Below are 26061 nucleotides of genomic sequence, written 5' to 3'. Positions count from 1 at the left end.
ATTAACATGGGAAAAGAGAGTTTGCCTAAGTTATTTAGAATAGATTGTGGAGATATATATCTGCAAGAGTTTACGATTACAGATGCAGAGAGTATTTATAACATATCCAATCAACCGGAAATAGAAAAGTTTTTGCCAGACTGGAAATCAACGAAAGAACAGAGAATTCATTGGATTATCAATGATGAAATACCAGCAAATAAAGCATTTCTGGATGCCGTGAAAAATACATCTAACATAGATGTCCGCTCCTTACATTTAGGGATATTTATGCAAGGTACAAATGAGCTTATTGGATGGTGCTGTACGAGTATTAAAGAAGAACTCCCTTCACCAAACAGAGAAATTATGTATGCAGTTTCAAGTGAATATCATAATAATGGTTATGCAACGAAAGCAACGAAAGGACTGATTAACTATTTGTTTGAAAAAACGAATGTAGATCTCCTTAACGCAATTGCTTTAATTAACAATGTAGCATCAAATAAAGTTATTGAAAAATGTAGATTTACTTATTTGGGTCAACAGACGATAGAAAATCAAATTTATAACCATTATGTATTGAGTAAATCCGAATGGATAAAAAATAGTGCTCTGTAAAAGGAATTGAAACGAAATTATAAAAAAGCTTAGAGTTTTAACTCTAAGCTTTTTTACATTCATTTTATAGCTGTTAACATATGAAAGCTACAATTGAGATGACTTATCGATGGAATTGCTTTTCGCCAAAACAGTGATATGTTGGTTAAACACATTCATTTCGGCTTCAGATATTTACAATTCAATATTAATTGCAATTAAACCGAAGAACGCTGTTTTTTGCAATGGCTATTATCAAGTGAAATAGTATTTTATTTGTACCTAAAATATGCTTCAACTAAATACAATAGTTAAAAATATAATATTTGAAAGTAAAAAGGCCGATAAAGCAATCGGTCTTTTATTATTATTATAAAGATTAGAAAATAGTATTGTATTTCAAACCACTATGCAAATATTATAAAATAGTTATACATCGATTATAGTATGAAACTAGTTTTATTATCAGTTTTTTTAGAAATCTTACAAGCGTGTAAGATAAATGAAAGACGAATCAATATGAACTGTAAGACAATTCATTTACACTCTGTTATGAGACGTGCAAATGAAGGGAGAATATACATGGAAATTTTACATGCAAAAAGTATTAGTAAAGTATATAAAGGGAAAGTACCTTATAAGGCATTAGTAGATATTGATTTATCAATTCAAGAAGGTGAATTTATAGGGATCATGGGGCCATCTGGTAGTGGGAAAACAACGTTATTAAATATGGTATCTACTATTGATTCTCCATCATCGGGAGAAATTTTAATAAATGGCACAAATCCTTTCCAATTATCATCAGAAGATTTAGCGTTATTCCGCAGAAAACAATTAGGATTTGTTTTTCAATCATTTAATCTTCTTAGCACACTTACTGTAAAAGAAAACATCGTATTGCCAATGACTTTAGATGGTGTTTCTGTGAAAGAAATGAACAAACGAGTGGAAGAAATTGCAGAGAAATTAAACATTACAGAAATATTAAGTAAAAGAACGTTTGAAATATCAGGAGGACAAGCTCAAAGAACAGCAATCGCTCGCGCAATCGTTCATAAGCCGCAATTATTACTCGCAGATGAACCTACAGGGAATTTAGACTCTAAATCTTCAAATGATGTAATGGAGATGCTTGATACTCTAAATAAACAAGAAAAAGCTACGATGATGTTAGTTACTCATGATCCGTATGCAGCGAGTTTTTGCAGCCGAGTAATCTTTATTAAAGATGGTCAACTATATAACGAAATTTATTGCGGTGAAAGCAGGCAAGCGTTTTATCAAAAGATTATGGATGTCCTTTCTTTGTTAGGAGGGAAAAGGCATGACTTTTCGTCAGTTCGCATTTAATAATATTTTTCGTAATAAGCGTACATATGCAGGTCATTTTTTAAGTAGTGCATTTTCAATTATGATTTTCTTTACGTATGCACTTTTATTATTTCATCCTGATCTACAAGGGGAGTTGAAATCGACAAGTACAACAATCAGTGCATTTGGTACATTAGGATTTAAAGTTTCACAAGGGTTGATATTTGTATTTTCATTTTTCTTTATTTTATATTCAGTTAGTTCGTTTTTAAAAACTCGTAAGAAAGAATTTGGCATATTAATGATGCAAGGTATGTCAATGAGACAATTTAAGAAATTATTATTAATTGAAAATATGTTGATTGGATTTGGTTCAATTTGTATAGGGATTTTCATTGGACTCATATTTTCTAAACTAGTCTTATTGATAAGCGCAAGTGTATTAATGATTAATAATGGTTTGCCTTTTTATACACCAGTGAAGGCTGTATTATTAACGATTATCACTTTTCTTTTCTTATTTTTCATTGTTTCACTATTTACATTTAAAATGGTAAAAATAACGGAACTTGTGGAACTTATTCGAGCAGAGGAAAAACCAAAACCTGAACCGAAATCTTCAATTTTATTATCACTACTTTCTTTAATTAGTATAGGATATGGATATTTCTTAGTATTTCGTTTCATTTCAAGTTCCAGTTTTACTACGCTCGGAATGGGTGTCCTACTAGTAATTATAGGAACGTACTTTTTATATACACAGTGTAGCGTGTATATATTACATCTTGCTAAAAGGAGAGAATCTTTCTTTTTAAAGAGAACAAATATATTAACGATTTCTGAATTAATTTACCGTATGAAAGATAATGCAACAATGTTTTTTATAGTTTCTATTGTTTCAGCAGTTGCATTTACAGCGATTGGTACAACAGCTGCAATTGGAAGTAAAGATTGAGTAAGGATGACAAATCCGTATACATTTTTATATGAGGATTTTGAAAACAATAAAGCATTAAATAAAAATCTTTCTATTATAAAAAAACATCTTGCTGATGCTAATATTCCATATCGAATGGCTTCAGCTTCATATATATACACAGAAAGTAATGTAATTGTAATGAAGTTAAGCGAATATAACGATCTTGCTAAAGCACTTGGATATCAACAAGAAACAATTGAAAATGAAGGTAAAATTTTATTAATTCCTGGAGTCGTATCACAAAAACACGAATTTAAAAATGGCGACTATAAAAAAAGTATAGAAGTCATTCAAGGTGAATGGACAAAGACATTTCAAGTGGAAAAAGCTGTAGAAAATTTAGTTTTACCACATGATACTAGAAAAATATATATCGCTGTTCAGGATCAAGTATATGATGAAATACCTATTACTAGTGATCCAAATAATATTCATATTCCATATCGTACTTACGGATTTGTTGTAGACGATTGGATAAAAACGAAGAGAATTTCAAACGAATTAATTAGTACATTCGCGAAAGAAGAAGGTAGTTTTCAATTTCGAGCTTTAACTCTAGATTTGTTAAGTGCGAAGCAAACGAATGGACTATTACTTATGGCAAGTGTTTTAGTCGGAATCGTCTTCTTTACATTCGCTGCTAGTTTTATCTATTTCCGATTATATACGGATTTGGATCGTGATCAACAGCAATATAAAATGATTTCGAAAATGGGATTAGGTAAACGCGAGCTAAAGAAAGTTGTAACGAGACAGTTATTATTAATGTTCTTCTTACCGATTATCATTGCAGTGATACATACCGTAGTCGCTTATATGGCATTACAACAATTACTCGATTTTTCTATTATGAATAGTTCTATCGTAATTTTAATTTCATTTATTTGTATACAAGTTTTATATTTCTTTATAACCCGTTGGCGTTACCTACAAAAGCTTTATAAGGTTATGGAACAATAGAGTTTATTAGCTTGTAAGACTATATGAAAGTATGTGAAAAATCAACTGTATAATGAAAGGAAACGCGATGAAAAGAACTCTAACTATTTTTATGTTAACGATACTACTATTAATAAGTTTTAGTGCATGTTCTAAAAAGGAGAATCTATTTCCTGCAAACGGTATATTAATCATTGGAGATGAAAATAAAATTTCACCAATTATTAATCGTTATCAGGAAATTACGAAAGAAAATGAAGTGTTTTCTGTAAAAAAAGGTAAAGTTGGAAACGGACAGGTATTAATTTTAAATGAGTCTACAGCACAAGCATTGATTAAAGCTAAAGTTTTTCGTGAACGAGACAATGGCTCTAATTATATACCTGTAAATACGTTACCGAAATTCCCAAAAGAGGGTTCGCTACTGTTTGCGCAAGACGACGAAAAGACTTTGAAAAGTATTAAACTAGAAGGGAAAGAGATTCCTGTCATATACAATAGTGACGCTTGGATAGGTAACAAGCGTATTTATCCAACACAATGGTATGTGATTGTAGCAAAAAATAGCGTATATAAGGAAATAAAAGCAAATGAAACAAAAATGCATCTTCTTCAATTTAAAAAATCTATAGGTGACGAAAAACCTAAAATGTCGACAGATAATACAATGATTAATGAAAATGTCAAAGTAAAAAAGCTAATTAAAGGTTTGGAAGGAGAAGTATCTTTTCAGTTTGTAACGATTGGAGAAAAATCTTAAAAAAGAGTTCGAGCTTGATAGAAACTTTATCAAGCTTGAACTCTTTTTAGTTTATAGACTATTTATATAAAAAAGATTACATTACTTCATTTAATCGAGTCTCGTTTGTTTCCTCAATCGCATTAGTATTTTGAGTCGAATTATTTTGAGCTTCTTTTTCTTTACGAACTTTTTGTAGCATTTCAAGGATGATCCATAAAGGAACACCTTTATCTTTTAGCATCTTCCATAAATCTAATTCATTAAATTTATGCTCTGGCTGTTTCATTTCTTTTTCGGATGAACGAATATCGAACTTGATGGGATCATTTACTTTCTTACTTTCAAGTTTAGTAGAAGAGATAGTATTATGCTCAAGATTAGATGGAGTTATTTTAGTAGGTTGAGACAATGTATGAATATTTGATCCGATTTGCATGATTTTTCCTCCTTTTGAAGCAATGAGATTAGTTTTCTTATGGTTTTTAAATCTTTTTAACATGAGGAAACTATATCTAATTATAAATTCAAATAAATAGATTTACAAGTTGTATTGTAAAAAGCAAATATTTATCAACATTTGTATATGTTTTCTATATATACAACGTATATAAAATACTTTACATTATGTTTAAGTTATTAAAGCATGCTGTAAATTTAAAAATGTAAACGTTTTATTAGGGGGAGGAAGTATGGGGAAGTTATTTTTAAAAATATGTTTTTTTGCATTGATGACTGTATGTTCATTCGCCACGAAAGTAATATACGCTGAAGAGAGTCAACAAAATAATTATCCGATCATTTTAGTAAACGGGTTTGCCGGATGGGGTAGAGAGGAAATGCTAGGGGTTAAATATTGGGGTGGTGTTCATGATATACAGGAAGATTTGAAACGCAATGGTTATACAGTTCATACCGCAGCCGTTGGACCAGTTTCTAGTAACTGGGATCGTGCATGTGAATTATATGCCCAAATTAACGGTGGAACAGTAGACTACGGTGCCGCACATGCTGAGAAACATGGACATAATCGTTTTGGAAGAACTTATAGTGGTTTCATGCCGAGTTGGAGTGAAATAAATAAAGTACATTTAGTCGGACATAGCATGGGTGGACAAACAATTAGAACATTGGTACAGCTATTAAAAGAAGGCAGTTTTGAAGAAAAAAATTATGTGAAAAATCACCCAAACAACAAAATATCACCACTATTTGAGGGTGAGAAATCATATGTTCATAGTGTTACAACATTAGCAACCCCTCACAACGGTACAACACTTGCGGATGGTAGTCTTCTACTACCGTTCGTTAAAGATTTACTCATTACAGCTGCAAGTTTAGGAGGAAACAGTAATTTATCATTATATGATTTCAAATTGGATCAATGGGGGTTAAAGAAGAATGCTGGAGAGTCATCTTTACAATATACTGATCGTATTTTAAATAGTTCAATTTGGAAAAATACAAAAGATATAAGTCAATGGGATTTAAGTACTGATGGTGCAAAGGAGTTAAATACTTGGGTAAAGACGCAACCGAATGTGTATTACTTATCCTATAGTGGACATGCATCACAAGCGGCACCTATAACAGGTTTACATTTGCCTCATATAACGATGAATAAAGTGTTAATGGGGAATGCATTTTTCTTAGGCTCTTATGCGAGATATGAAGAAAACCGCCCATTAATTAATACTTCTTGGTGGCAAAATGATGGTGTAGTAAATACAAATTCTATGATTGCACCATCATCTAATGCAACTGTAAATAATAATGAGTCATTACAGATTGGAAAATGGAATCATATCGAAATGAAAGCAAATTGGGACCATCTCGACATGGTGGGATTAAGTATTTCAGACACGTTAGGTTTTTCTAACATTCAAGAGTTTTATAGAACAATTGCTGAAAAGCTATCACGTTTACCGAAATAGGTAATAATAAAGCGCTCTCGATGGAATTCGGGGGCGCTTTATATTATATTGAAAGAGGGATTTGGTAGAAAAATATGGGGGGATATTATGAAAATTAAAGTTGTATTATCAGGATACGGAACAGTAGGAAGAGAGTTTATAAAATTATTAAATGAAAAATATTCATATATATATGAAACATATGGGATTCAATTAGTTGTAAGTGGCGTATTAGGGAGAAATATTGCAATACATAATGAAGACGGATTATCTCTTCATCATTTATTGATGTATGGTGGCGGTACTGCTGCAATTGAAAAATATTTAGAGTATCATCCGAAAGAACGTGCAACAACTAGCATAAGTGGTACTGTATTGGTAGAATCAACGGTTACAAATCTTAAAGATGGAAATCCAGGGAAACAATATATGAAACAAGCGATTGAGAAGCAGATGGATATAGTAGCAATTTCAAAAGGTGCGCTAGTTACAAACTGGAGAGAAATAAATGAAGCTGCAAAAATCGCAAATGTACGAATTCGATATAGTGGTGCAACTGCGGCCGCATTACCGACACTTGATATTGGTCAATTTAGTTTAGCTGGTTGCCATGTTGAAAAAATAGAAGGAATACTAAACGGGACAACAAATTATATTCTTACGAAAATGAATGAGGAAAATATTACGTTTGAAGAAGCACTGAAAGAAGCGCAACGTAAAGGAATTGCTGAAACGAACCCAATACTAGATGTAAGTGGTTCTGATAGTGCGTGTAAATTGTTACTTTTGACAAACAGTTTAATGGGAACAGAGCATATGCTTACAGATATACATATAAAAGGAATTGAACATGTTACAAAACAACAAATTCGAAATGCTAAGGAACAAAATAAATTTATTAAATTAATTGCATCAGCATATAAAGATGAGGATGGCAATGTGAATTTAAATGTTGAACCGTGCGAAATAGATAAAGATCATCCGCTAGCAAATGTAAATGGGACAGAAAAAGGGATTACGTTCTTTACAGATACGATGGGCCAAGTTACTACAATTGGTGGTGCATCAAATCCACGCGGAGCCGCAGCAGCAGCTTTAAAAGATATAATTAATTTATATCGTAAAGATTTGTCACGTATTAACGGGGAGTAAAGTTACTAATTGATTAAAGTTGTATTTTATAAAACCGTACCGCCCTTTATAAAAAATACATATGTAGTGGACCTTTTGAGAATGAAATAAATATGCAAAAATAATTGCAGGGGGTAAGAATTTGTTTAAAGATTTTAAAGTTGTGAAAGATCGTCCCGTTTATATTCAATTAAAAGATTATTTAAAGAAGATGATTATGAAAGGGCATTTGCTCGGGGATCAAAAAATTCCTTCAACAAGGGAACTAAGTGAATTACTTAGTGTAAGCAGAAACACTGTACTCGCTGCTTATGCAGATTTAGAGCAAGAAGGGCTCATTTATGCAGTTAAAGGAAAAGGAAATTTTGTTGCGAAGGTTGATATATCGAACACTTCGTCTGTTGAAATAGATTGGAAAAATAAACTTAATACAGTTACTTTATTAGCGGATGAATTAGATTTAATGAAACATGGTGTTCGTTGGGAAAAAGGAATGATTGTTTTTAACAGTATTGCTCCGGACGAAAAGCTATTTGATGTGGAAAATTTCAAAAGAGCTTTTCTTACTCGTATGTCCATTGAAGGTGATGTCGTATTAAATTACGGATACGCAAAAGGCTATAGACCGTTAATGAAATATCTACTTCATTATATGGAAATGAAAGGTGTAGATATTTCGAACAAAGATATTTTAATTACAAATGGATTTACAGAAGGATTAGACATTGTAATATCCTCGTTGTCAAAGAAATCAGGTCGAGTTATTTGTGAGAATCCAACTCACCATGCTGCGCTGAAGCTATTCCGCTTACATGGCCTTGAAGTTCATGGTATTGATATGAATGAAGATGGTATTGATACGAATCAAGTTGAAAAAAGCTTGCGTGAAAAAGAGTTTGATTTTGCGTATTTAATTCCTTCCTATCATAATCCAACCGGCATTGTGACGAGTTCAGAGAAAAGAACGGAACTGATGAGATTATTTTCAAAATATAAGATTCCTATTATAGAAGATGGATTTAATGAAGAGTTACGTTATTCAGGTTCACATTTAGCACCATTATTAACTTTTGCTGGTGCTGGTAATAATGTGATTTATATTAGTAGCTTTTCAAAGGTACTTTTCCCTGGCTTACGTGTAGGCTGGATCATTGCAGATAAAGAACTAATTCATTATTTAGAAAGTGTGAAAAGAGCAAGAACTATTCACACATCTACTTTAGATCAAGCTGTTCTTTTTCAATATTTACATGAAGGATATTTTGAAAAATATTTAAAAAAGGCAAGATCTGTTTATAAGAAAAAATATGAGTTAGCTGTTGGGGCGTGTAACGAGTACATTCCGTTTCAAAGAATGACCGGTGATGGTGGACTTCATTTATTTATAGAGTTAGAAGAAAAAATTCATGCCCGCACACTTTTGCAAAAGTGTTATGAGCAAGGGGTTACTTTTTCTCCTGGAGATGTGTTTTATTCTGATGGAGGAGGAGCGAACACGTTTCGATTAGGATTTTCACGTTTGAAAGAAGAAGAAATAGTTCGGGGAATTAAAATAATCGGTGATACAATAAAGTGAAACTTTAATCAGTGGGGGGGTTCATCCCCCACTGATTATTAGCCCTCACCAATCGGGCTTTTACGGGCAGTTGATCCCCCACCTAACTGCATTGCTTCCGCTGAATTTTGAGGTGGGGGTCTTACTGCCCGTTAATGCGGGATAAAAAACGAAATTTGGAGTTGAGGAAATGAGAATCGGCGTTATTATGGGAGGAGTATCCTCTGAAAAACAAGTATCCATTATGACTGGAAATGAAATGATTGCAAATTTAGATAAAAATAAATATGAAATTGTCCCAATTACATTAAATGAAAAAATGGATTTAATCGAAAAAGCGAAAGACATTGATTTTGCATTGCTCGCATTACACGGAAAATACGGAGAAGATGGAACTGTTCAAGGAACGCTTGAAAGTTTAGGTATTCCTTATAGCGGAAGTAATATGTTATCTAGTGGTATATGTATGGACAAAAACATGTCAAAAAAGATTTTACGTTATGAAGGAATAGAAACACCTGATTGGATTGAACTTACAAAAATGGAGGATCTAAATGTTGATGAATTAGATAAGTTAGGATTTCCATTAGTGGTAAAACCAAACTCTGGTGGTTCAAGTGTTGGGGTAAAGATTGTCTATGATAAAGACGAATTAATTTCAATCCTGGAAACTGTGTTCGAATGGGATTCTGAAGTAGTAATAGAAAAGTATATTAAAGGTGATGAGATTACATGTTCCATTTTTGATGGAAAACAGTTACCTATCATTTCAATTCGACATGCAGCTGAGTTCTTTGATTACAATGCGAAATATGATGATGCAGGTACTATTGAAGAAGTTATCGAACTTCCAGCTGAACTTAAGGAGCGTGTAAACAAAGCGTCACTGGCTTGCTATAAAGCATTAAAATGCAGCGTTTATGCAAGGGTGGATATGATGGTGAAGGATGGTATTCCATATGTAATGGAGATTAATACATTACCAGGGATGACGCAAGCGAGTTTACTGCCAAAAAGTGCAGCTGCAGCGGGAATTGAATATAGTAAACTATTAGATATGATTATTGAAACTTCATTAAGAGTAAGAAAAGACGAAGGATTTTAAGTAGTGGTATCATGAATAACTTTTGACAGTTACATGAAGTATGTTATGATGAATACAATACGAAAATTAAATATTTTATCCACTAGGGGGGCCTATTATAGGCTGAGATCAAATTGGAATTTGAGACTCTTAGTACCTGATCTGGTTAATGCCAGCGTAGGGAAGTGGGAAAGACATTGCTGTTTCATGTATAAATACTGTCAATTTCACTTTCTTTACGTCTGTAAAGAAAGTTTTTTGTTTTACAGATTTAATAATGGTGGGTAAATACTTAAATTTCATACATAATTGGAGGGATTTACATGACTTTTTCACAATCATTACGTAAAGAAGTAGACTCAATTTGGGAAGCTAGTTTTCATCATCCTTTTGTAAAAAAACTTGGTGAAGGAACGTTAGATTTAGCTAGTTTTCGCTATTATGTGCTTCAAGATTCGTATTATTTAAGTCACTTTGCTAGAGTACAAACTTTAGGAGCTGCAAAAGCACTAGAATTAGAAACGACAGCTCGTATGGCACACCATGCTCAAAATACATATGAAGCGGAATTATCTTTACATGAGAATTTTGCGAAGAAATTAGGGATAACACAAGAAGAAAAAGATAATTTTATCCCTGCTCCAACTGCATATGCATATACTTCACATATGTACCGTGCTGCGTATGAAGGACATTTAGGCGATATTATTGCAGCAATTTTACCTTGCTATTGGCTGTATTATGAAATAGGTGAGCGTTTAAAAGAGTGTAAGCCAGAAGAGCCAATTTATAACGAATGGATTTCTGCTTATGGATCAGATTGGTTCCGAACACTAGTTGAAGAGCAAATTACACGATTAGATGCAATAGCTGAAAAAGTAACAGAGGCAGACCGAAATCGAATGAAACAACATTTTATTATTAGCAGTCAATATGAATATTCATTTTGGGAAATGGCTTATACATTAGAAAAGTGGCCGATAAGTACAGAAGAGAAAAACGTAATGGGATAAAGAGAAGAGGTATTGCTATACGTATGTATGGACAATACCTCTTTTTAGGTTTTTATAAAATCATTGTAAAAATCACAAATAAAACACTCCTTTATATTGTAATTACTTTTAATTTTTATAAAGGTTTTGGCGTTGTTGATGAAAAAGATTCACTTCAAAAAGAATTGAGAGAAGTATGGCAGAAACAAAGTTATGCTTGGAGGCGGAAGTGCACTCAAACTCATGCAAGCTCAGTTTCAATATCGTGATGAGGATTACAATACATTATTTAATGAATTTAAAGCAATTATGGAAAAGAATCATGAATTAAAGAATGACCTTTATGCATGTCAATGTACGTGTTGCAGAAGAACAACCGCGAAAAAACGTGCACACCGGCTTGAAGTTACAAAGTCGATCACAAGCGCTCGTTATAGCGCTCAAGGCAGTTTTGTGTTGAATGGTATGAATAAACTGACAAAAGGAGTACGAAAAGAGCTACATACCAGATTGGCGAAATTATCGAACAGAAATGTAGACGTTGTCATTATAATCGCTCATCCAACGAGAGTTTTAGTATTAATGAATGTAAAGTATGCCCGACTGGTGATGAATTACGTCGGTTGGGCACATATTTGGATACACAGCCTAAAAAGAATAGTGGACCGAGAGTAGAAAAATCAAGTAGTTTAACACCTGAGGTTGTCAGGAATTTAAATATACAAGGAATACCAGATAAGGATATTGGTATTATGTATGATCCTAGCCCCTCATATGTCGGAAAAAAGAAAAAACATTGGAAACGAGTGGGGATTTGGAAAGGTCCAACTGATATGAGAGAAATAAAAAGGGTAGAGCGAATGGTAGAAATAGTTGATGTGAAAGGGATGGCGGATACTTAAAAGTTTAATAAAATAGTTAAATTAATAAAAAGCAGTTAGCTTTCGCTAGACTGCTTTGCTCCCTAATGTAGTCTTGTTATGTAATTTAGATGAAGATACTACCTACTAGGAATAAAGCTCCTAGCAGAATTAGAGAATCCACTAAGATTAAGAACTGATTTTTCTGTGGCTTTCGAAGTTCCTTTACCAAGCTAAAAACTGCACTCATTCCGAAACAAACATATATAAAAATCATTATTGTTCCTGATATAATTTACACTCCTAATATATTGATAACTTAATTATATTACGAAATACATGTACATGTAAGTTTGTAACAAAATCTTTATTTTAAAGAAAGCGAGAGGAAGAAATGAATACAGTAACAGTTAATATTCAAGCAACAATTATTAAAGGAGCGTTAACAGGGGCTTCTGAAAGAGTTTTAGGTTTTGATAGTGAAATGGATATGGTAAGCATTGAGGTTGATGAAGATACTTTTATTGAAACTAAATCAGGAAATATTAAGCAAAATTAGTACAAAATCGTTATTTGAGAGAAAGGGATTATCTGAGATGAGTTTCAGCTAATCCCGAACCAATCATAGAAAGGAGAATGTATATGCAAGCGAAGACAATTCCTAGAATTATTAAACTAATAAAAGCAAATGTTTTGGCTGTACCTTTCGGAGCCAAAATAGCCAAAACAATTGAGATAGGTATCAAAATTAAAGGAGGACCGGCAAAATACAGATTGAAAAATAAGAATGCAGTTAAAAATATTGAAATGAAACCAAAGTATTCTCTCATTACGTTATCCCTTCTCGAAAAGTAAATAATACAGATTATACCATAGAGAAAATGAATCAAATTGATTTTTCAATAAAAACGCTATTTGAAAGTAAATAACCGTAAAAACGTCAGGCAACCAATTAAGTTGCCTGCTACGTTCTTGGATGGTAAATGATAGATTTCTCAACAAAAGAGAGAAATAAAAAAATGTTTTTAAATGAAATTCATAAAAGTTTGATAGGCGCTGCTGAGGGAAAATATCGTAGCTACCGCATGGGCGGTCCATTTAGGTATATTTAATTTTAATATGGTGTTGTATAAGATTCCATATACGATACAAATGATTAAAACAAATGCAATTAATTGAAGTGCTAATAGAAATAGTGGTTGTTCTAAAGCACTAAAGTTAAGTTGTTCCATTAATTGATCACACCCTTCATTTAATATATTAATATAATTAAATTGAAAGTAAAGAGTATATTTCTATAAAGTTCCAAATGTGTAGAGATTCTGAGAGCGGTGAGTCAATTTTAACAAAAACTCTATTTTAATAAGAGTTGGTTCTCACTCAAAAGCAAGGATTGCATAGGGAGTTCCAAAATGTTCTTTTTAGATGTATTAATGGTTAGGGAAACATAAATCTGGGAATAACACTTGATATTCTGGGATTAATCGAAGGTCAATAGTTGTACTTGCAAAGAATTTATATTTTGTTTCTAATTCAGCTAGTGTAACTAGGTGATGCGTACCTAATCCCTTCTGTATGCTATTTTTAGAAAGGGTTGGACCAATTTGTAATTTTCGATTTTTCATAGCTGTGTTCCATGGACTGTAAAAGAATTTTAAAACGAAAGCAGGGTACATGTAAACGATAAATGAATGATTTGACCAATGCCTTCCGGCTATATAGTTACCATGCGAATAATTGTGGATTAGTCTACCTCCGTGGTAAGGGGAAGGTGGAGTAGGATGGAGTATTCTCCCGTGATAACGCTGTTTGACAAGGGGAATTCCGTATCTCGGATTGGAATAACCATGAGTAGGGTCATCTACCATCAGAATAGTCCTAATAGCATACATGTTTTTCCTTAAAGTAACAAGAGATGAGAAAAAGGTTTCCTTATCAAAACAGCAAAGAAATTCAGTGGTATTTAAAACCATTTTCCACCCCTTAATTTCTTTTTCTATTTCCATTATCTCTTTATCAACTAATATAGCATCAAACTCTAATACTTTTGAATCTCGGATTTCCCAATGAGGCGCAAATAATTTACATATTTCTACTGAACGATCAGTAGATTCTCGATTAATAAGAATACCGTGATCAAATAGTTTTGTGTGGTGCATTAGCCACCATGGGAGTAGATACTCTTCATTGTAAAAATGGGAAATTAAAGTTGTCTTAATAAAAACCCCTCCTTATAAACATGGATAAAATAATCCTTGCTCTAGTATAATGCTTATCCTAGTAAATACATATGTCTTGAGTATATTTGAGCAAAATGTTTATTTACAAATAAAAAGAGCGCTTTGGGAGGAAGGTGCTTTATAACCAAGTCTTTTTTTGAAAAAAGGTTCACATCATATTGTATGTGTGTTTCTTAGATAGGTGTAGTTTTATACAAAAATTTCATTTTGTAGACTCATAGTCAAAACAAATAATGCTCCTAATCCGAAAATACCAGATTACATCATCAAATGGTAATTGAGTGATATAATTACAATTAAGTTAAAGTAGAAATAACTAGATATTTTGATGAGGGGGATACATCGTGAGTTTGGAAAGAAAATTAAATGAACTAGGATCTGTTATTCAAAAGGGAGAAGAAGCTTTCGACTTATCTAATGAAAGATTTGCACAAGAATTTTCAGTATTACCAAACGAACATGCAGTGGCCATGCTTTTATTTAGAAAAGTAATAGAAAAATTGGATGCAATATTTATATTAGTAGACAATGGGTCTGTAAAGTCAGCTGAATCTATCGTTCGATATTTGTTTGAAAATGTATTATATTTAAAATTTATTTTAAATGAAAAGCATTTTAGAAGAAGAGCTCTTTCATATCATTATTCTTATTTAAAGGATAAACTATCGTTTGCAATTCTTATTTCCTCAAATAGCCAAAAAGGGAAAGGCATCAGAAGTTATTTAAATAAAGATCTTCCGATGGGAAGAATTGAACAGCAAAAAAAACAATTACGACAGACTATGAATAAAACGTGTTTTCGGAATATAAAAAACGAATGGGACCGTTTAGATAGAAAAAAGGAGTATCCTAAATAGCATAGTTTATTTAAGGGTCCTAAAACTATAAAGGATCTTTCTGTAGAGTGTGGGATGGAACCGATATACCACATTTTATATAGGTCATATTCAAGTCAAGTGCACTCAATGAATGCATTTCGACAAATCGATGAAATTGGTGATGGATTAGTAGGGCTAAGAGATTTGAGAAGTAATGAAGACTACTATTCAATTTTATTAACAACAAGAAGTTTTGGGATAGGAGCATTAAAAGCATATGTAGATTTCTTTTCGCTGGAACCCCACGAAGATTTTTCAAATTGGTATAAAGAGAATATAGAAATGATGGTTAGATGAACGGAGGGGAACCGTATCGTATGAATCAATTGTCATTTTTGAGGACATCGATGAAAAGGAGATGCGAAGACTTGTGGTGAAGGAGCTGAAAAACTACAAAGCATTGTGCGTCCGGATGAAGAATCAAGAAGAACAGGCTCAAGCGGGGTGTATTTATTCTTTTTCCTAAAATGAAAGGTGACGATAAGAATCATGAGATACGTTTTAAACAAATTGAACGGACGTTAAAACATGCTCTTGATGAAGATGAACGTAGGATAATTGAGATGAAGTACTTGGGGAATCGAAAGGTGAAAGATTCGTATGTGTACAACGAATTAATGATAAAGCGCGATCCGTTTTATCAGAAGAAAAAAAGCGCTATTTAGTTGATAGCTACAGCTTTGGGGATTATATAAATTTTATTTTGTGGTGTTGAAAAGGGAATTCTAGCATTTTGTGCTATTGATATTGAAGAGATATGATGTAGTTGTTCTACTTTACGTGTAATATTGTCACCGTGTCCTGCCAAGTGGTAGGGCTTTTTTAATTCTATTAAAAATAGTAACAGCTCGTCCAAACTTTTTAATCTATCTTACATAGTATGTAGTAATAAATTTGAAAGGGGAAGTTAGTATGTCTTATTACTACTGTGATTATTGTAAGGATTACAAAAAGAAATATCATGATTGTTGTAAACAAAGTGAGAAATCTAATGATTGTAAAGAAGGTTATCACCATAAAGCCCAAACGGTGAACATAAATGTTGAATGTTGTGGCCAAGCGAAGGCAGACCCTTCTGTTAGACAATCGGCTTTTAAAGCTGTCGGGGATCCGAGTTTAATTACCCCTCAGGTTCCGGCGTTCACAGAAATTAAAATGATTTTTCCTCTCGAAAAATTTGATTTAGCTAATGAGTATAATACAGATACATTTAACTTTGTACCGCAGACTGATGGTGTATATTCATTCACCACTACTATAATATTTAATCCTGCAATACCTAATGTGAATTTTACTGTAGTAGTTTTCTTTTCAGTTAATGATACAGAGGAAGGATTCGAATCTGAATTTACTGGAGTAAATGCGATTAGAGAAGTTGCTGTAGAATCAAATAATATATTTCAATTAAAAGCAGGAGATAAAGTTGAAGTTAGGGCTATAGCTACAGTAGAGGGGAATTTCCCACAAAATAATCGAGTGCAATTTGGTGCAGCTAGATTTCCATCTCCTGCTGAATAAAGGTAATAGTTTAAAGCATGCGTTAGTTTGTAATAAGCTATTAAAATGTAATTTGTGTTTTATGAGCGACAAAAAAGGGGACATTTCCGGGGATTTTTCAAAGCAGAATCCATATTACGCTATACCTATACAGTTCTTTGAAAGAAGAATAGTGTGGGGATAGCGTAGCCCCTTTATCAAAACGTTACTCGGTCGGAATGGACGGAGAATGAAAAGACCAATTAATTTTATATATTCAGCCACGGTGCGTTTGTATCGTGGCTTTTGTGTTTCTTATTGAGCTTGGTATATTTATAGGTGGTTCAATAATAATTATAAATACTCTCCTTTCATAATTATTTAATATCATATAATGATTCCATAATGTATTATGATTATGTGTATCAAAAACGAATGAGGGTGGGAGATAATATGGACTTGCAATCTAGTTTAGAGGTTGTTAGTAAAAGTCTAGAGATTGTTAGTAAAACTGATGTTAGAGTAGTGGTCGGTATTATTTCATTTAGCGGCGTTATATTAACTGCTTTTATAACGGTTTGGAATGTGAATAAGACTAATAAAATTGCAAAAGATTTAGGCGAGAAAAACCTTAATGCTTTAGAGCAAAGAAGGTATATAGATGCTGAGAGGGTAAAGTGGATAAATGAGTTTAGAGAGAAATCTAGTGAGTTTCTTAAAGTGGCTAATTTACAAGCGACTGACTTGCTTAAGTTTAAAGATGCTATTGAGAATAAAGTAGATATTAGTGGGATAAATCAAGATGCGCAGATAGAGCGTTCTTCTGAGATTGATGGTGTATGTAACCAGATAAATTTATTATTAAATCCAAATGATATTTTTAGTTACTATTTAGTCGTGTTACAAAATGAGGTAGCTGATGATTTAAGAAATAATAATATTCTTAAATTTAATTTTGAGCAAGTGAAAGTGAAAGTCGAAGATATAGGCTATTTATACCATGTTATAATCAGATCGGAATGGAAAAGAATAAAAGAAGAGAATAAAAACGGCGCCGAGCTTAGTGAAGAAAAAATGCATGAAATTTACAATGAAATTGCTAAAAAGCTAGATGAAAAAGCATATAGAAAATTTATTAAAGAAGATAAAGTAGAAGCACCTAACTAGGTGCTTTTTTATTTTGTACAAGCGATTAGCATAAGGAGCGTGAGATTCTTTTGTTGATAATTTAACTTAATATATAAATTTTATCTTTAATTAATTTACTACTTTCTTCTATAATTAGAATGAGGAGGGTGTTATGAAGAATATAAATAAATATTTACCTTATTTTGTACTTATTTCAGTTGTTATACTAGATTTAATTATTTTTTATGCAGTTATGGACGCATTAAAAGTTTTACAAAAAGAACTTATTGTAGGGATAATTACTTTTTTAGGTTCGATATTAGGAGGGATAATTACGTTAGCTGGTGTGAAGGCGACACTTAAGCATCGAGATAGAGAAGTGTTCTTACTTAGTGCTACAGAAAAATTACTAGCTGTGGAGCGACTAATCGAGTGCCTAAAAGGATCTTTTAATGATATTTTTTACTATCAGAATGAACCATTAGATTTAGAACTTAAATGTATACATATAAAAAGAGAGGCTGCGTCGTTTGATAAGGAATTAAAGGCTAACAAAGAAATGATCTACAAAAATTTAGAGTATGATAAAGTGCACCTTATTACTTTTTATCAAAAAACATTAAGTCCACTTATTAGAAAAACTGAAATAAACGAAGAAGAAAAAGATGCGTGTATTGAAAAAATCCAATCAATATTTGGGTTATTATTAGAAAGTAAAAATGAGCTTGAAAGTAAATATTATAAATATAAAAAAGAGCACAGCAATTGATAATTGTTGTGCTCTTCCCTTTGCACAAAACAAACTCGAACGCGAGGTGTCATAGCCATTAGTTCAAACTAATTGTTTAGTATTACTTTTTTGTAATATAATTAAAAAAACATTACTAAAGAATTAGGAGTGGTACTATGAGATTTGATTATTTAGAAATAGGTAAAAAATATTGCATTGAAATAACTGATGTAGATGGTAATGAGGAAGAAATCTACGGAATTTATGAAGGGGTTGTAGAACATAATCCGAAATCTATAGGGTATAGTTTTAAAATCGATGGTCATTCTTGTGTTTTTAATGAGGAAGAGATTGATGATATTGATTTTGCTGAATGAATTTAATGTTAATTATGTTAATGAAGCACCTGAATGGGTGCTTTTTAAATTGCACAAGCAATTGGCATTGATTTGAAATGAGATTAGGGATTATTAATTGTAAAGAAATGAAAAATTAATATTAATATAATGAGATTATAAGATTTTTAATCATTTCTGTTGTAATCTATATAAATAGGGGGTGTTTGAAATTATGACAGTAGGTGCATTTTTTGCTGGATTAATTGTATTGATTACAATTTCTGCTTGGACAAAGCCAATAATTAATTTTGCATTTGATGTAGTATATGCATTGAAACAGTAGGAAGAATTTAACTAAGGGTATAAGGAGTTTTTTGTATGGATTACAAATTTTTATTCTACATTGCAACTGCAAGTGCAACTATTATTGCAGCGTCAATGAGTGTGCGATCGAATAAAAAATAATGAGGTTGCAAGAGAACAACGATTTATTAATACTATTAGTGCACAAAGGATTGAATGGATTAATACTATTAGGAATGAATTTGTACAATTTAATACATTGGTAAATGCGATAATGTATTATCCTGATGTATCTACGACAAAAAGGGAGTCTGAGAGTGATTTATTAAAGGATCTTAAAAATATAGAAGAGGTCAAAAATAGAATTGTACTTTTGTTAAACCCTCGAGAAATATTTTCTGATACACTTGTTACTTACTTAGATGAAATGATTGATATCATCTTATTAGACTCTCCAATACTGGAGAAATATAGTATATGTAAAAATGAAGTGATATATATTCAGCAAGTGATATTAAAATCAGAATGGAAAAGAATAAAAAATGAAACGGAAATAGGTAAGCAATTAAATGAAGAGGAGACCAAAAGAATCTTCATAGATGTAGCTAAAGAAATTGACAAAGTAAAGTATAAAAAAATATTTGCTAAGCATCTGTAATAGATGCTTTTTCTTTAACACAAAATAAAGTCAAACATGAGATAACAAGTGAAATGTAGATTGCGAGACAACGTAGTTCAGAACATGATAGAGCATGTGGCTTAGTTACACCAAATATAAGATATGGATAACTAGTGGTAGAATAATAAATGCTCATAGTTTAATATTTAAATTACAAGTAATGATTATGGGGTGTGAAAAATGGATTGGTCTTGGGCAGAAACGGGTATTAAATGGATAGGGAGCTTAGGGGTATTTACCCTAGGGACGGTAACGGTGACAGGAATCGTAGGTTATCTTTTTAAAACTGTATTTTCACATGTATTAAGTAAACAGTTAGACGAACATAAAACATTATTGAATGAACAAACAGAGCAGTATAAAGCAGAATTACAAAGAATGAATAATAAACATAATATTACATTTAGTAAACTGCATGTAGATAGAGCTGAAACAATACGACATTTATATACCAAATTAGTCAAGTTACAAGATAGTTCTATGGAGTTACTAGGATATGATGGAATACTTGATCGTTCAATTGGTAAGTCGATGAATCCTTTGGAAATGCAAAATGTTGTGGCTAAAACGTATCAAGATGCTAGTGAATTAAAAGAGTATTTTTATGATAATCAGATTTACTTCTCAGAAGATATTTGTGAACTGCTTGAGAAAATATTAGGGAAAATGTATCCTATATTACTTATTCTTTCAGGTTATGAACATAAATGGGTTCAAGAAACAGACGGTTGGGAAGAAAAGGTAAAGGTGATACCCGAGATTATTTTAAGTGAAATTCCAAAATTACAACGTAATCTGGAAAAAGAGTTTAGAAAGTTACTAGGGGTAATTGAAGAATAAATGATGTGAAAATAAGTGGCAGAGTCGTGACCGCTTTTTGGCAGTAAATGTGCCGGTTGTTTTGGAATCAACGTGATATATTTTTATTGTGAGAAGTGGCGGAAAACACAACTCACTATGTTGTTTCTACATTTCTAAACGGTTTGTAATGACGGCACATAAAATCCAAAACTAGCAGATGGTACTGATTGAATGTTACCGTTATTAAGGAGAGCATTTGCTCTTCTTCCAGTTACTTAATAATGTTGGCGTAGATAAATGTAAACAACATAAGGTGGTTGGAAGAAGAATAAAACTTCATTTACCGTAATTATATTAATAGCATAAGAAATTTACGAAAGTGTAACTAGTGCATGATTGTTCTTTTTATTTTGGTTTACTATCTTCTCAGTTATTAAATAAAGCTCATTGTGTAATCGTATAAAACAAAGTTAAGTGACTAAAAGGAGAAGTAACTATGATATACAGTATGCAGGTTTTGTTTTAAAATAATAGCAAATATATTATTGTATTTTAGGAGACAGGAGTGATTGTATTGGAAAAGTTCCAGGATAAAACATATTGTAAATCATGTGATAGAAATACTAATCATTACATAGTTTACTGCCATCCGAATGTGGGTGAAGAAGTTGATGAATATGGTAATGCGTTTTTTGATTGGAGTGAAAAAAGTTACATTGTTCAATGTGCAGGATGCGATGAAATTGGATTTATACAAGTGTACACTGATTCGGAAATGTTCAGTTATGATTCAGATGGTGAAATGTATCCTGATGAGGATGTTAAAGTATTTCCTCCAGAGATTGAAAAAAATCGCTCGAACCACTTACAAGTTGAGAAGAAGGAATTTTACAAGGTACCAGATGGTTTACTTGATTTATATAGTCAAATAATCAATGCGTATAATAGTCAATCGTATATTCTAGCGGGAATAGGATTACGTACTATGATAGAAGGGATATGTCTGGATCTTGGCATAAAAGAGGTTAATGTACGAGATGAAGATGGTAACCCTAAATTAAAAGAAAATGGAAAACCGATTACTAGTAAAACGTTGCATTGGAAAATTGAAGAATTAGTTGCTAGGAAAATAATTCTTCTGAAACAAGCTGAAGTGATACATAGTTTAAAGGATTTAGGGAATGAAGTTGTACATGAGGCTACATCTCCGTCACGCGCAGTTTTGAAAAAAGGTATTGCAATCATTGAATTTATGCTAGAGCATACTTACGATTTAGAAAAATATTTAATAAAGAAATAGCCATCGGCACCTATTTGGGTGCTTTTTATTTTTGTACAAGCTTTTAGCATAAGGAGAGAAGGAAGTTAAATTTGAGTTATTAGTTCATATGTTATCTTTATTGAAATGAATGTTCTTTTCTTATGTTGGTGATTATTTTAAAATATAAATATAAAGAGTATTAATTTTATATGTAGAACTGGGGGATGGTACAAAGTGCCAGCAATAAGAGAATTGGGTCTAGATACATTAAAGACAAAATTAATTAATGCTAACGATGAAGAATTTATTAATTTTGTCGTGCAAAGTTATGAACATACTCATGAAATCACTAATAGCGTAAATGTTGTGAGAAATTTAGAAAATTTAATGTTGTTAGAGAAAGAAGAATTAGAGTATGTGAAAATAAGATTGGAAAGCTTAGTAGAATATAATGATCCAGTAAAGATGGATGCAATATTTTTACCAGCTACCTCTATATTAGTATCTGTACTTGGAACTGGATATTACTTTAATCAAAAGATGGTTGACGGATCGGTAACTTCTATGATTACAAGCGCATTATGCTTTATACTCCTTTGGGGATTTGTAGTCATTTCATTCATAAAACGTGTGATGCGAAAAGGGAAAAAGAAACATGGTAAAATAATTTTCTTTAGCAAGTTAATAGATTTATGCATCGATAAGAAAAAGGAATGTAAGTAGAAAGAGCACCTAAAAATAGGTGCTTTTTCATTTGCAGAAAAAACTCGAACGAGAGGTGGCAGGTGAAATGTAGATGGCGAGACAACGTAGCCCAGACAGAGATAAAGCATTTGAAATATATAAAGCAAGCAATGGTATGAAGCCGCTTGTTGAGATTGCGAAGGAATTGAACTTAAAGCCATCTCAAATCAGAAAGTGGAAATCACAAGACAAATGGGATGAACAATTGAAAGGTAACGTTACTAATGTTAAAAATCCCAAGACAAAAGCCAAGTTAAAAAAGATGCTAGATGATGAAGAACTAACGGAACAAGAACGGCACTTTTGTTTGTATTATGTGAAGTATTTTAACGGTACGCAGCTGCATTGAAAGCCGGTTGCGCCAAGAGTAGCGCGCATGTTACGAGTTGCCAGTTACTTGGAAGAGAACGTGTAGTATCATACATTCGAGAAATTAAAGGTGGAATGATTGAAAATATCTTTATTGAACCGATGGATGTGTTGAATGAGTATATCAAGATTACTTTTGCTGATGTTGCAAATTACGTAACCTTTAGTCAGAAAGATATAGAAGTTATGGGACCGCTTGGACCTGTAAAAGATGAAGATGGAAAACCAGTCATGAGAACCATTAGTTATGTTGATTTTAATGAATCAGATATTTTTTTGTAAAATTTTCGTAAATCGTAAATACAATACATATATTTATATCGTATAATTCGAATGTAAAGTATTAATAGTGTGAGGGATGTGATGCATATGCTTTGTTTAATAAAAGCCAGAAGATAAGTAAATGTTACTTTCATTAGTGGACTATTTAAATCTAATTATTATAATAAATGAATAATATTTTGGAAAAGAAATTGGTTTAAATTGATTAGATTAAGTAATTATTTTTCTAGTTTTTTGTGATCAAGAAAAATGAAGAAAGGAAGTAATCATTTTATGGAAAAATTAAAGTTGTTAACATTTGAAAATATAATAGAACCCCTTTTAAACGAAAGCGTATCATTTATATATTTTCCTATTGAATGGCTTGATATTGTAGAGATACATTATAAGACATTTTTATTAACGAGTAAGTTGAAACGATTAAATGAAAGATTGTATGATATGTTTTCTGATATATTATTTATTCAGCATAATCCATATGTATTAAACGAAAATACACCATGGATTGTATGTAAAGAGCCTATTAGAAAAGAACAACTCGATTATATTTTTCAAAGTTGGTATGAGATTATTCATGATTGGAAACCTAATAAATTAATAGAATCGCCAAAATATGAATGGCATTACGATTTGATTGCTAATTTAACAGTACTACATGATAAAGAAGTATATTCTAAGTGGGTGCCCGCTTTAATTTCACATATTTTTTGTGAACGTCCTGTACAATTAGAAAATATAAATGAAGAAGATATATATTTTTCTCCTCTTAGATCACAAAATATTTGTGAGGCGATGTCAGAGCCTATTAAAGATGAAAAAACACAAGACTATTTCGCCTATGTATTTCGGTTCGAATATATAACGCGCGGAGGAGAGAACATTCCATTATTAAATGTTTCAATAGGAATTCGGAGATTTTATCAAGAATATAACCATCCAGACATTCCTTTGCTATTAAGACGAAAACGGGGCATGATATTAATTTCTACTCCAGAACTTGCATTGAATAATAAGAAATTACGATTTGTAAAACTAAAAGTTCAGCAGGCTACAAACGGCATCAAATGGATTAAGATATTTAGAAATTTAAAAGATGATTTTCGTATAGGTGGAGAAGTTGAATTAGATCATATTCTTCAATATCCGAAAGATTATATGCTAGGAGCAAATCTTAGGGTACTTCTTCCATACAATGAGAGAATATATAAAGTTCAAGGTACTAAAATAAGATCTGGTATAAAAGCAAAAGAAAGAGAGTATCTATTTAAAGGGTTTCAGCAAAAATTTTCTTATTTCACATTACTACCAGAATGTAAAAAGATTGAAACAGGCAATAGGAAAGAAGTATTCCCTTTAATTGCACCAAAAGGATTAGAGACTATAACGCTAGAAATATGGTCTGAAAAAATATCGCTGGAAGTAGAACAAGCATTATTTGAAAGTGAAATGGTGTTAGCTCAAATCAGTGAGTCATCATATATATTAAATGCAGATTCTCCAGTGTTGTTAAAAATAGTAAGATGTAATATTGAAAAAGTATTGCAAAATCCATATAAGATGCAATATTGCCAGAAGTATAAAACGAATTTAGTAGAGGATGTTATGAAAGCGGTTTATGCTACTGCAGGTAAGCGTAATGATGCGACATTGGCGTTAATTGCAATGAAAAATTGTGATGGACGTGAAAAAATTGATCCAAAGCAAATTGTTAGAGAAGGATTTGCACGAACAAACCGTATTTCAGCATTTATTAATTTATTTATAGGCCAAAGTGTGTCTCGTAAAACGATTATAAATGGTATTTTGAGTTTATTAGAACAAAAAGGATTTTTAAAACGTAGTTGGAATAAGATAAATTTACCTTGTACATATGTTAATTTATCAATTGAACGAATCTCGAAATTTGATTTCTTACCCATTTTTTCAAAAATAAAAGGAAAAGAAATTTCATATAAATTATATGGGAATATAGAGTGGCAAACGATTGATCGTTTATTATTAAATGTAGATAAACATAACATCTTTTTGCCGCAGCCTTCAAAAAGAAATGATATGGGCATTCAATTTAAACAATTTGTCTCTGAAACATTAGCGGAAATTTTACAACCTGCAAAAGAGCAAAATGAGCAAGTATACTTCATTATAGATGCGAATGTAAGAAAAAATTGGATAAAAGAGTTACAAAATGAAAAAATTGATATAGATACTTTCCCTGACATTGTTCCAGATGTGCTAAAGGTTCCAAACTTAAATGCTGTAAGAATAAATACATCTTTTGATGTACCCAAATACGGTGTGATAGAATGTGATGACGTATTAGATAGTACGAGTCTATATATAGATCAAAAGGGAATGTATTATAGCACTGGTGAGTATCTGTGTAATGATAGTGAAACATTGCATCGATATATACTTGAAATATTACCTCTAGGTGTAAAAGCTGTTGAAAGGAACTATATTGCCAAAATGGTACATTACATGTGCTGTAATTCAAGTATGCTTTTGGAAAAGAATATACACATGCCATATTCTATGCATATGGCGAAAGTAATAAAAAGTTATATGACGGATATAGATGCAAGAGAGTTTAAAGAGTTTGATGATGAATTGGATGTAGATATTATAAAGATAGAAAAGAAAGAATCGGTTATTCGGATTTAAATAATAATAGACAAATCCTGCTCATTATATCGATCAGGATTTGTCATTTTTTCATGTAAATAAGGATATCTTTTGTCATGTATCTT

General features: G+C 31.9%; 27 protein-coding genes, 3 pseudogenes and 1 riboswitch. Of the genes and pseudogenes, 27 read left to right on the top strand and 3 right to left on the bottom strand.

The features are described 5' to 3' along the window. The first annotated feature begins 6 nt into the window (after nucleotides 1-6). The 5 genes and pseudogenes from ACTFNE_RS07285 (at nucleotide 7) to ACTFNE_RS07265 (ending at nucleotide 4571) form a co-directional block, all read left to right on the top strand. Nucleotides 7-600 (top strand): GNAT family N-acetyltransferase, encoded by a 594-nt coding sequence (locus ACTFNE_RS07285; RefSeq protein WP_046197357.1) that lies wholly within the window; start codon nucleotides 7-9, stop codon nucleotides 598-600. A 136-nt stretch (nucleotides 601-736) separates the two neighbouring features. Then, nucleotides 737-847, top strand: a pseudogene (locus ACTFNE_RS07280) (DUF3267 domain-containing protein); the annotation flags it as partial. 314 nt (nucleotides 848-1161) lie between these two features. Beyond that, entirely contained in the window at nucleotides 1162-1932 is a 771-nt protein-coding gene (locus tag ACTFNE_RS07275; protein ID WP_270706312.1) for an ABC transporter ATP-binding protein, read from the top strand. Continuing rightward, nucleotides 1907-3832: pseudogene (locus ACTFNE_RS07270) on the top strand (ABC transporter permease). Before ACTFNE_RS07275 ends, ACTFNE_RS07270 begins: the two are co-directional and overlap by 26 nt. Nucleotides 3833-3899: 67 nt before the next feature. Continuing rightward, nucleotides 3900-4571, top strand: coding sequence for a lipoprotein BA_5634 family protein (locus ACTFNE_RS07265; RefSeq protein WP_002163634.1), 672 nt, complete (start codon nucleotides 3900-3902; stop codon nucleotides 4569-4571). Nucleotides 4572-4647: 76 nt separating this feature from the next. Here the strand turns inward: ACTFNE_RS07265 and ACTFNE_RS07260 are convergent, their stop codons facing one another. After that, nucleotides 4648-4989, bottom strand: a complete 342-nt coding sequence (locus ACTFNE_RS07260) for a DUF3914 domain-containing protein (protein WP_001165503.1) — start codon at nucleotides 4987-4989, stop codon at nucleotides 4648-4650. 253 nt (nucleotides 4990-5242) lie between these two features. On the opposite strand from ACTFNE_RS07260, the gene ACTFNE_RS07255 reads away from it, so the two are divergent. The 9 genes from ACTFNE_RS07255 to ACTFNE_RS07215 all read left to right on the top strand — a co-directional run bounded on the left by ACTFNE_RS07255 (nucleotide 5243) and on the right by ACTFNE_RS07215 (nucleotide 12940). Beyond that, nucleotides 5243-6484 (top strand): esterase/lipase family protein, encoded by a 1242-nt coding sequence (locus tag ACTFNE_RS07255; protein WP_270706314.1) that lies wholly within the window; start codon nucleotides 5243-5245, stop codon nucleotides 6482-6484. A gap of 87 nt (nucleotides 6485-6571) precedes the next feature. Further along, a complete protein-coding gene (locus ACTFNE_RS07250) occupies nucleotides 6572-7615 on the top strand; it encodes a homoserine dehydrogenase (protein ID WP_270706316.1) in 1044 nt (347 codons plus the stop codon). Nucleotides 7616-7736: 121 nt separating this feature from the next. Beyond that, complete coding sequence (gene pdxR, locus ACTFNE_RS07245) at nucleotides 7737-9170, top strand: MocR-like pyridoxine biosynthesis transcription factor PdxR (RefSeq protein WP_000471618.1); 1434 nt, start codon at nucleotides 7737-7739, stop codon at nucleotides 9168-9170. A gap of 169 nt (nucleotides 9171-9339) precedes the next feature. Further along, entirely contained in the window at nucleotides 9340-10254 is a 915-nt protein-coding gene (ddlB, locus tag ACTFNE_RS07240; RefSeq protein ID WP_270706318.1) for a D-alanine--D-alanine ligase, read from the top strand. A 74-nt stretch (nucleotides 10255-10328) separates the two neighbouring features. Continuing rightward, nucleotides 10329-10434: riboswitch (TPP riboswitch) on the top strand. A 122-nt stretch (nucleotides 10435-10556) separates the two neighbouring features. Then, nucleotides 10557-11246, top strand: a complete 690-nt coding sequence (gene tenA / locus ACTFNE_RS07235) for a thiaminase II (RefSeq protein WP_270706320.1) — start codon at nucleotides 10557-10559, stop codon at nucleotides 11244-11246. 192 nt (nucleotides 11247-11438) lie between these two features. Then, nucleotides 11439-11900, top strand: a complete 462-nt coding sequence (locus ACTFNE_RS07230) for a hypothetical protein (protein WP_333563709.1) — start codon at nucleotides 11439-11441, stop codon at nucleotides 11898-11900. Beyond that, entirely contained in the window at nucleotides 11861-12127 is a 267-nt protein-coding gene (locus tag ACTFNE_RS07225; RefSeq protein ID WP_439997970.1) for a hypothetical protein, read from the top strand. Before ACTFNE_RS07230 ends, ACTFNE_RS07225 begins: the two co-directional genes overlap by 40 nt. A 352-nt stretch (nucleotides 12128-12479) precedes the next feature. Then, entirely contained in the window at nucleotides 12480-12644 is a 165-nt protein-coding gene (locus ACTFNE_RS07220; RefSeq protein WP_001099233.1) for a hypothetical protein, read from the top strand. 83 nt (nucleotides 12645-12727) lie between these two features. Then, a complete protein-coding gene (locus ACTFNE_RS07215) occupies nucleotides 12728-12940 on the top strand; it encodes a hypothetical protein (protein ID WP_001148159.1) in 213 nt (70 codons plus the stop codon). A 170-nt stretch (nucleotides 12941-13110) separates the two neighbouring features. Here ACTFNE_RS07215 and ACTFNE_RS07210 read toward each other — a convergent pair whose 3' ends face one another. Beyond that, nucleotides 13111-13317 carry a hypothetical protein gene (locus ACTFNE_RS07210; RefSeq protein ID WP_270706323.1) on the bottom strand — a complete coding sequence of 69 codons (207 nt, stop codon included), beginning with the start codon at nucleotides 13315-13317 and terminating at the stop codon, nucleotides 13111-13113. 198 nt (nucleotides 13318-13515) lie between these two features. Next, on the bottom strand, nucleotides 13516-14244 hold the full coding sequence (locus ACTFNE_RS07205) for a glycosyltransferase family 2 protein (protein ID WP_333563711.1): 729 nt from the start codon (nucleotides 14242-14244) through the stop codon (nucleotides 13516-13518). Nucleotides 14245-14669: 425 nt separating this feature from the next. On the opposite strand from ACTFNE_RS07205, the gene ACTFNE_RS07200 reads away from it, so the two are divergent. The 13 genes and pseudogenes from ACTFNE_RS07200 (at nucleotide 14670) to ACTFNE_RS07140 (ending at nucleotide 25975) form a co-directional block, all read left to right on the top strand. After that, nucleotides 14670-15182: a DUF5677 domain-containing protein gene (locus tag ACTFNE_RS07200; protein WP_270706325.1), complete on the top strand. Its 513-nt coding sequence runs from the start codon at nucleotides 14670-14672 to the stop codon at nucleotides 15180-15182. A 108-nt stretch (nucleotides 15183-15290) separates the two neighbouring features. After that, nucleotides 15291-15500 (top strand): hypothetical protein, encoded by a 210-nt coding sequence (locus ACTFNE_RS07195; protein ID WP_270706327.1) that lies wholly within the window; start codon nucleotides 15291-15293, stop codon nucleotides 15498-15500. Nucleotides 15501-15670: 170 nt separating this feature from the next. After that, nucleotides 15671-15868 carry an ArpU family transcriptional regulator gene (locus tag ACTFNE_RS07190; RefSeq protein WP_270706329.1) on the top strand — a complete coding sequence of 66 codons (198 nt, stop codon included), beginning with the start codon at nucleotides 15671-15673 and terminating at the stop codon, nucleotides 15866-15868. Between the two features lie 247 nt (nucleotides 15869-16115). Then, nucleotides 16116-16721 (top strand): hypothetical protein, encoded by a 606-nt coding sequence (locus tag ACTFNE_RS07185; RefSeq protein WP_270706332.1) that lies wholly within the window; start codon nucleotides 16116-16118, stop codon nucleotides 16719-16721. 411 nt (nucleotides 16722-17132) lie between these two features. Next, entirely contained in the window at nucleotides 17133-17846 is a 714-nt protein-coding gene (locus ACTFNE_RS07180) for a hypothetical protein (RefSeq protein ID WP_270706334.1), read from the top strand. 133 nt (nucleotides 17847-17979) lie between these two features. After that, entirely contained in the window at nucleotides 17980-18576 is a 597-nt protein-coding gene (locus ACTFNE_RS07175) for a hypothetical protein (RefSeq protein WP_270706336.1), read from the top strand. Nucleotides 18577-18713: 137 nt separating this feature from the next. Continuing rightward, on the top strand, nucleotides 18714-18914 hold the full coding sequence (locus ACTFNE_RS07170; RefSeq protein ID WP_270706338.1) for a hypothetical protein: 201 nt from the start codon (nucleotides 18714-18716) through the stop codon (nucleotides 18912-18914). Nucleotides 18915-19317: 403 nt separating this feature from the next. Beyond that, a complete protein-coding gene (locus ACTFNE_RS07165; protein ID WP_270706340.1) occupies nucleotides 19318-19836 on the top strand; it encodes a hypothetical protein in 519 nt (172 codons plus the stop codon). A gap of 201 nt (nucleotides 19837-20037) precedes the next feature. Next, complete coding sequence (locus tag ACTFNE_RS07160) at nucleotides 20038-20697, top strand: hypothetical protein (protein WP_270706342.1); 660 nt, start codon at nucleotides 20038-20040, stop codon at nucleotides 20695-20697. Between the two features lie 535 nt (nucleotides 20698-21232). After that, complete coding sequence (locus tag ACTFNE_RS07155) at nucleotides 21233-21958, top strand: DUF4145 domain-containing protein (protein ID WP_270706343.1); 726 nt, start codon at nucleotides 21233-21235, stop codon at nucleotides 21956-21958. Between the two features lie 195 nt (nucleotides 21959-22153). Further along, nucleotides 22154-22642 (top strand): hypothetical protein, encoded by a 489-nt coding sequence (locus ACTFNE_RS07150; protein WP_270706344.1) that lies wholly within the window; start codon nucleotides 22154-22156, stop codon nucleotides 22640-22642. A gap of 73 nt (nucleotides 22643-22715) precedes the next feature. Then, nucleotides 22716-23305: pseudogene (locus ACTFNE_RS07145) on the top strand (terminase small subunit); the annotation flags it as partial. Nucleotides 23306-23587: 282 nt separating this feature from the next. After that, the gene (locus tag ACTFNE_RS07140; protein ID WP_270706345.1) at nucleotides 23588-25975 is read left to right on the top strand and encodes an RNaseH domain-containing protein; all 2388 of its coding nucleotides are present in this window, start codon (nucleotides 23588-23590) and stop codon (nucleotides 25973-25975) included. Nucleotides 25976-26061 lie beyond the last annotated feature (86 nt).

The organism is Bacillus cereus group sp. MYBKT111-2, from assembly GCF_051915205.1.
In the GTDB taxonomy this organism is placed as follows: Bacteria; Bacillota; Bacilli; order Bacillales; family Bacillaceae_G; genus Bacillus_A; species Bacillus_A paranthracis.
This window is presented reverse-complemented; position numbering and strand designations above follow the sequence as displayed.

What these genes read in the sequence shown, in the direction of transcription:
- ACTFNE_RS07285 (WP_046197357.1), top strand. Translation starts at nt 7, where the DNA reads ATGGGAAAAGAGAGTTTGCCTAAGTTATTTAGAATAGATTGTGGAGAT.
- ACTFNE_RS07275 (WP_270706312.1), top strand. Translation starts at nt 1,162, where the DNA reads ATGGAAATTTTACATGCAAAAAGTATTAGTAAAGTATATAAAGGGAAA.
- ACTFNE_RS07265 (WP_002163634.1), top strand. Translation starts at nt 3,900, where the DNA reads ATGAAAAGAACTCTAACTATTTTTATGTTAACGATACTACTATTAATA.
- ACTFNE_RS07260 (WP_001165503.1), bottom strand. Translation starts at nt 4,989, where the DNA reads ATGCAAATCGGATCAAATATTCATACATTGTCTCAACCTACTAAAATA.
- ACTFNE_RS07255 (WP_270706314.1), top strand. Translation starts at nt 5,243, where the DNA reads ATGGGGAAGTTATTTTTAAAAATATGTTTTTTTGCATTGATGACTGTA.
- ACTFNE_RS07250 (WP_270706316.1), top strand. Translation starts at nt 6,572, where the DNA reads ATGAAAATTAAAGTTGTATTATCAGGATACGGAACAGTAGGAAGAGAG.
- ddlB (WP_270706318.1), top strand. Translation starts at nt 9,340, where the DNA reads ATGAGAATCGGCGTTATTATGGGAGGAGTATCCTCTGAAAAACAAGTA.
- tenA (WP_270706320.1), top strand. Translation starts at nt 10,557, where the DNA reads ATGACTTTTTCACAATCATTACGTAAAGAAGTAGACTCAATTTGGGAA.
- ACTFNE_RS07230 (WP_333563709.1), top strand. Translation starts at nt 11,439, where the DNA reads ATGCTTGGAGGCGGAAGTGCACTCAAACTCATGCAAGCTCAGTTTCAA.
- ACTFNE_RS07220 (WP_001099233.1), top strand. Translation starts at nt 12,480, where the DNA reads ATGAATACAGTAACAGTTAATATTCAAGCAACAATTATTAAAGGAGCG.
- ACTFNE_RS07215 (WP_001148159.1), top strand. Translation starts at nt 12,728, where the DNA reads ATGCAAGCGAAGACAATTCCTAGAATTATTAAACTAATAAAAGCAAAT.
- ACTFNE_RS07210 (WP_270706323.1), bottom strand. Translation starts at nt 13,317, where the DNA reads ATGGAACAACTTAACTTTAGTGCTTTAGAACAACCACTATTTCTATTA.
- ACTFNE_RS07205 (WP_333563711.1), bottom strand. Translation starts at nt 14,244, where the DNA reads ATGCACCACACAAAACTATTTGATCACGGTATTCTTATTAATCGAGAA.
- ACTFNE_RS07195 (WP_270706327.1), top strand. Translation starts at nt 15,291, where the DNA reads ATGAATGCATTTCGACAAATCGATGAAATTGGTGATGGATTAGTAGGG.
- ACTFNE_RS07190 (WP_270706329.1), top strand. Translation starts at nt 15,671, where the DNA reads ATGAAAGGTGACGATAAGAATCATGAGATACGTTTTAAACAAATTGAA.
- ACTFNE_RS07185 (WP_270706332.1), top strand. Translation starts at nt 16,116, where the DNA reads ATGTCTTATTACTACTGTGATTATTGTAAGGATTACAAAAAGAAATAT.
- ACTFNE_RS07180 (WP_270706334.1), top strand. Translation starts at nt 17,133, where the DNA reads ATGGACTTGCAATCTAGTTTAGAGGTTGTTAGTAAAAGTCTAGAGATT.
- ACTFNE_RS07175 (WP_270706336.1), top strand. Translation starts at nt 17,980, where the DNA reads ATGAAGAATATAAATAAATATTTACCTTATTTTGTACTTATTTCAGTT.
- ACTFNE_RS07170 (WP_270706338.1), top strand. Translation starts at nt 18,714, where the DNA reads ATGAGATTTGATTATTTAGAAATAGGTAAAAAATATTGCATTGAAATA.
- ACTFNE_RS07160 (WP_270706342.1), top strand. Translation starts at nt 20,038, where the DNA reads ATGGATTGGTCTTGGGCAGAAACGGGTATTAAATGGATAGGGAGCTTA.
- ACTFNE_RS07140 (WP_270706345.1), top strand. Translation starts at nt 23,588, where the DNA reads ATGGAAAAATTAAAGTTGTTAACATTTGAAAATATAATAGAACCCCTT.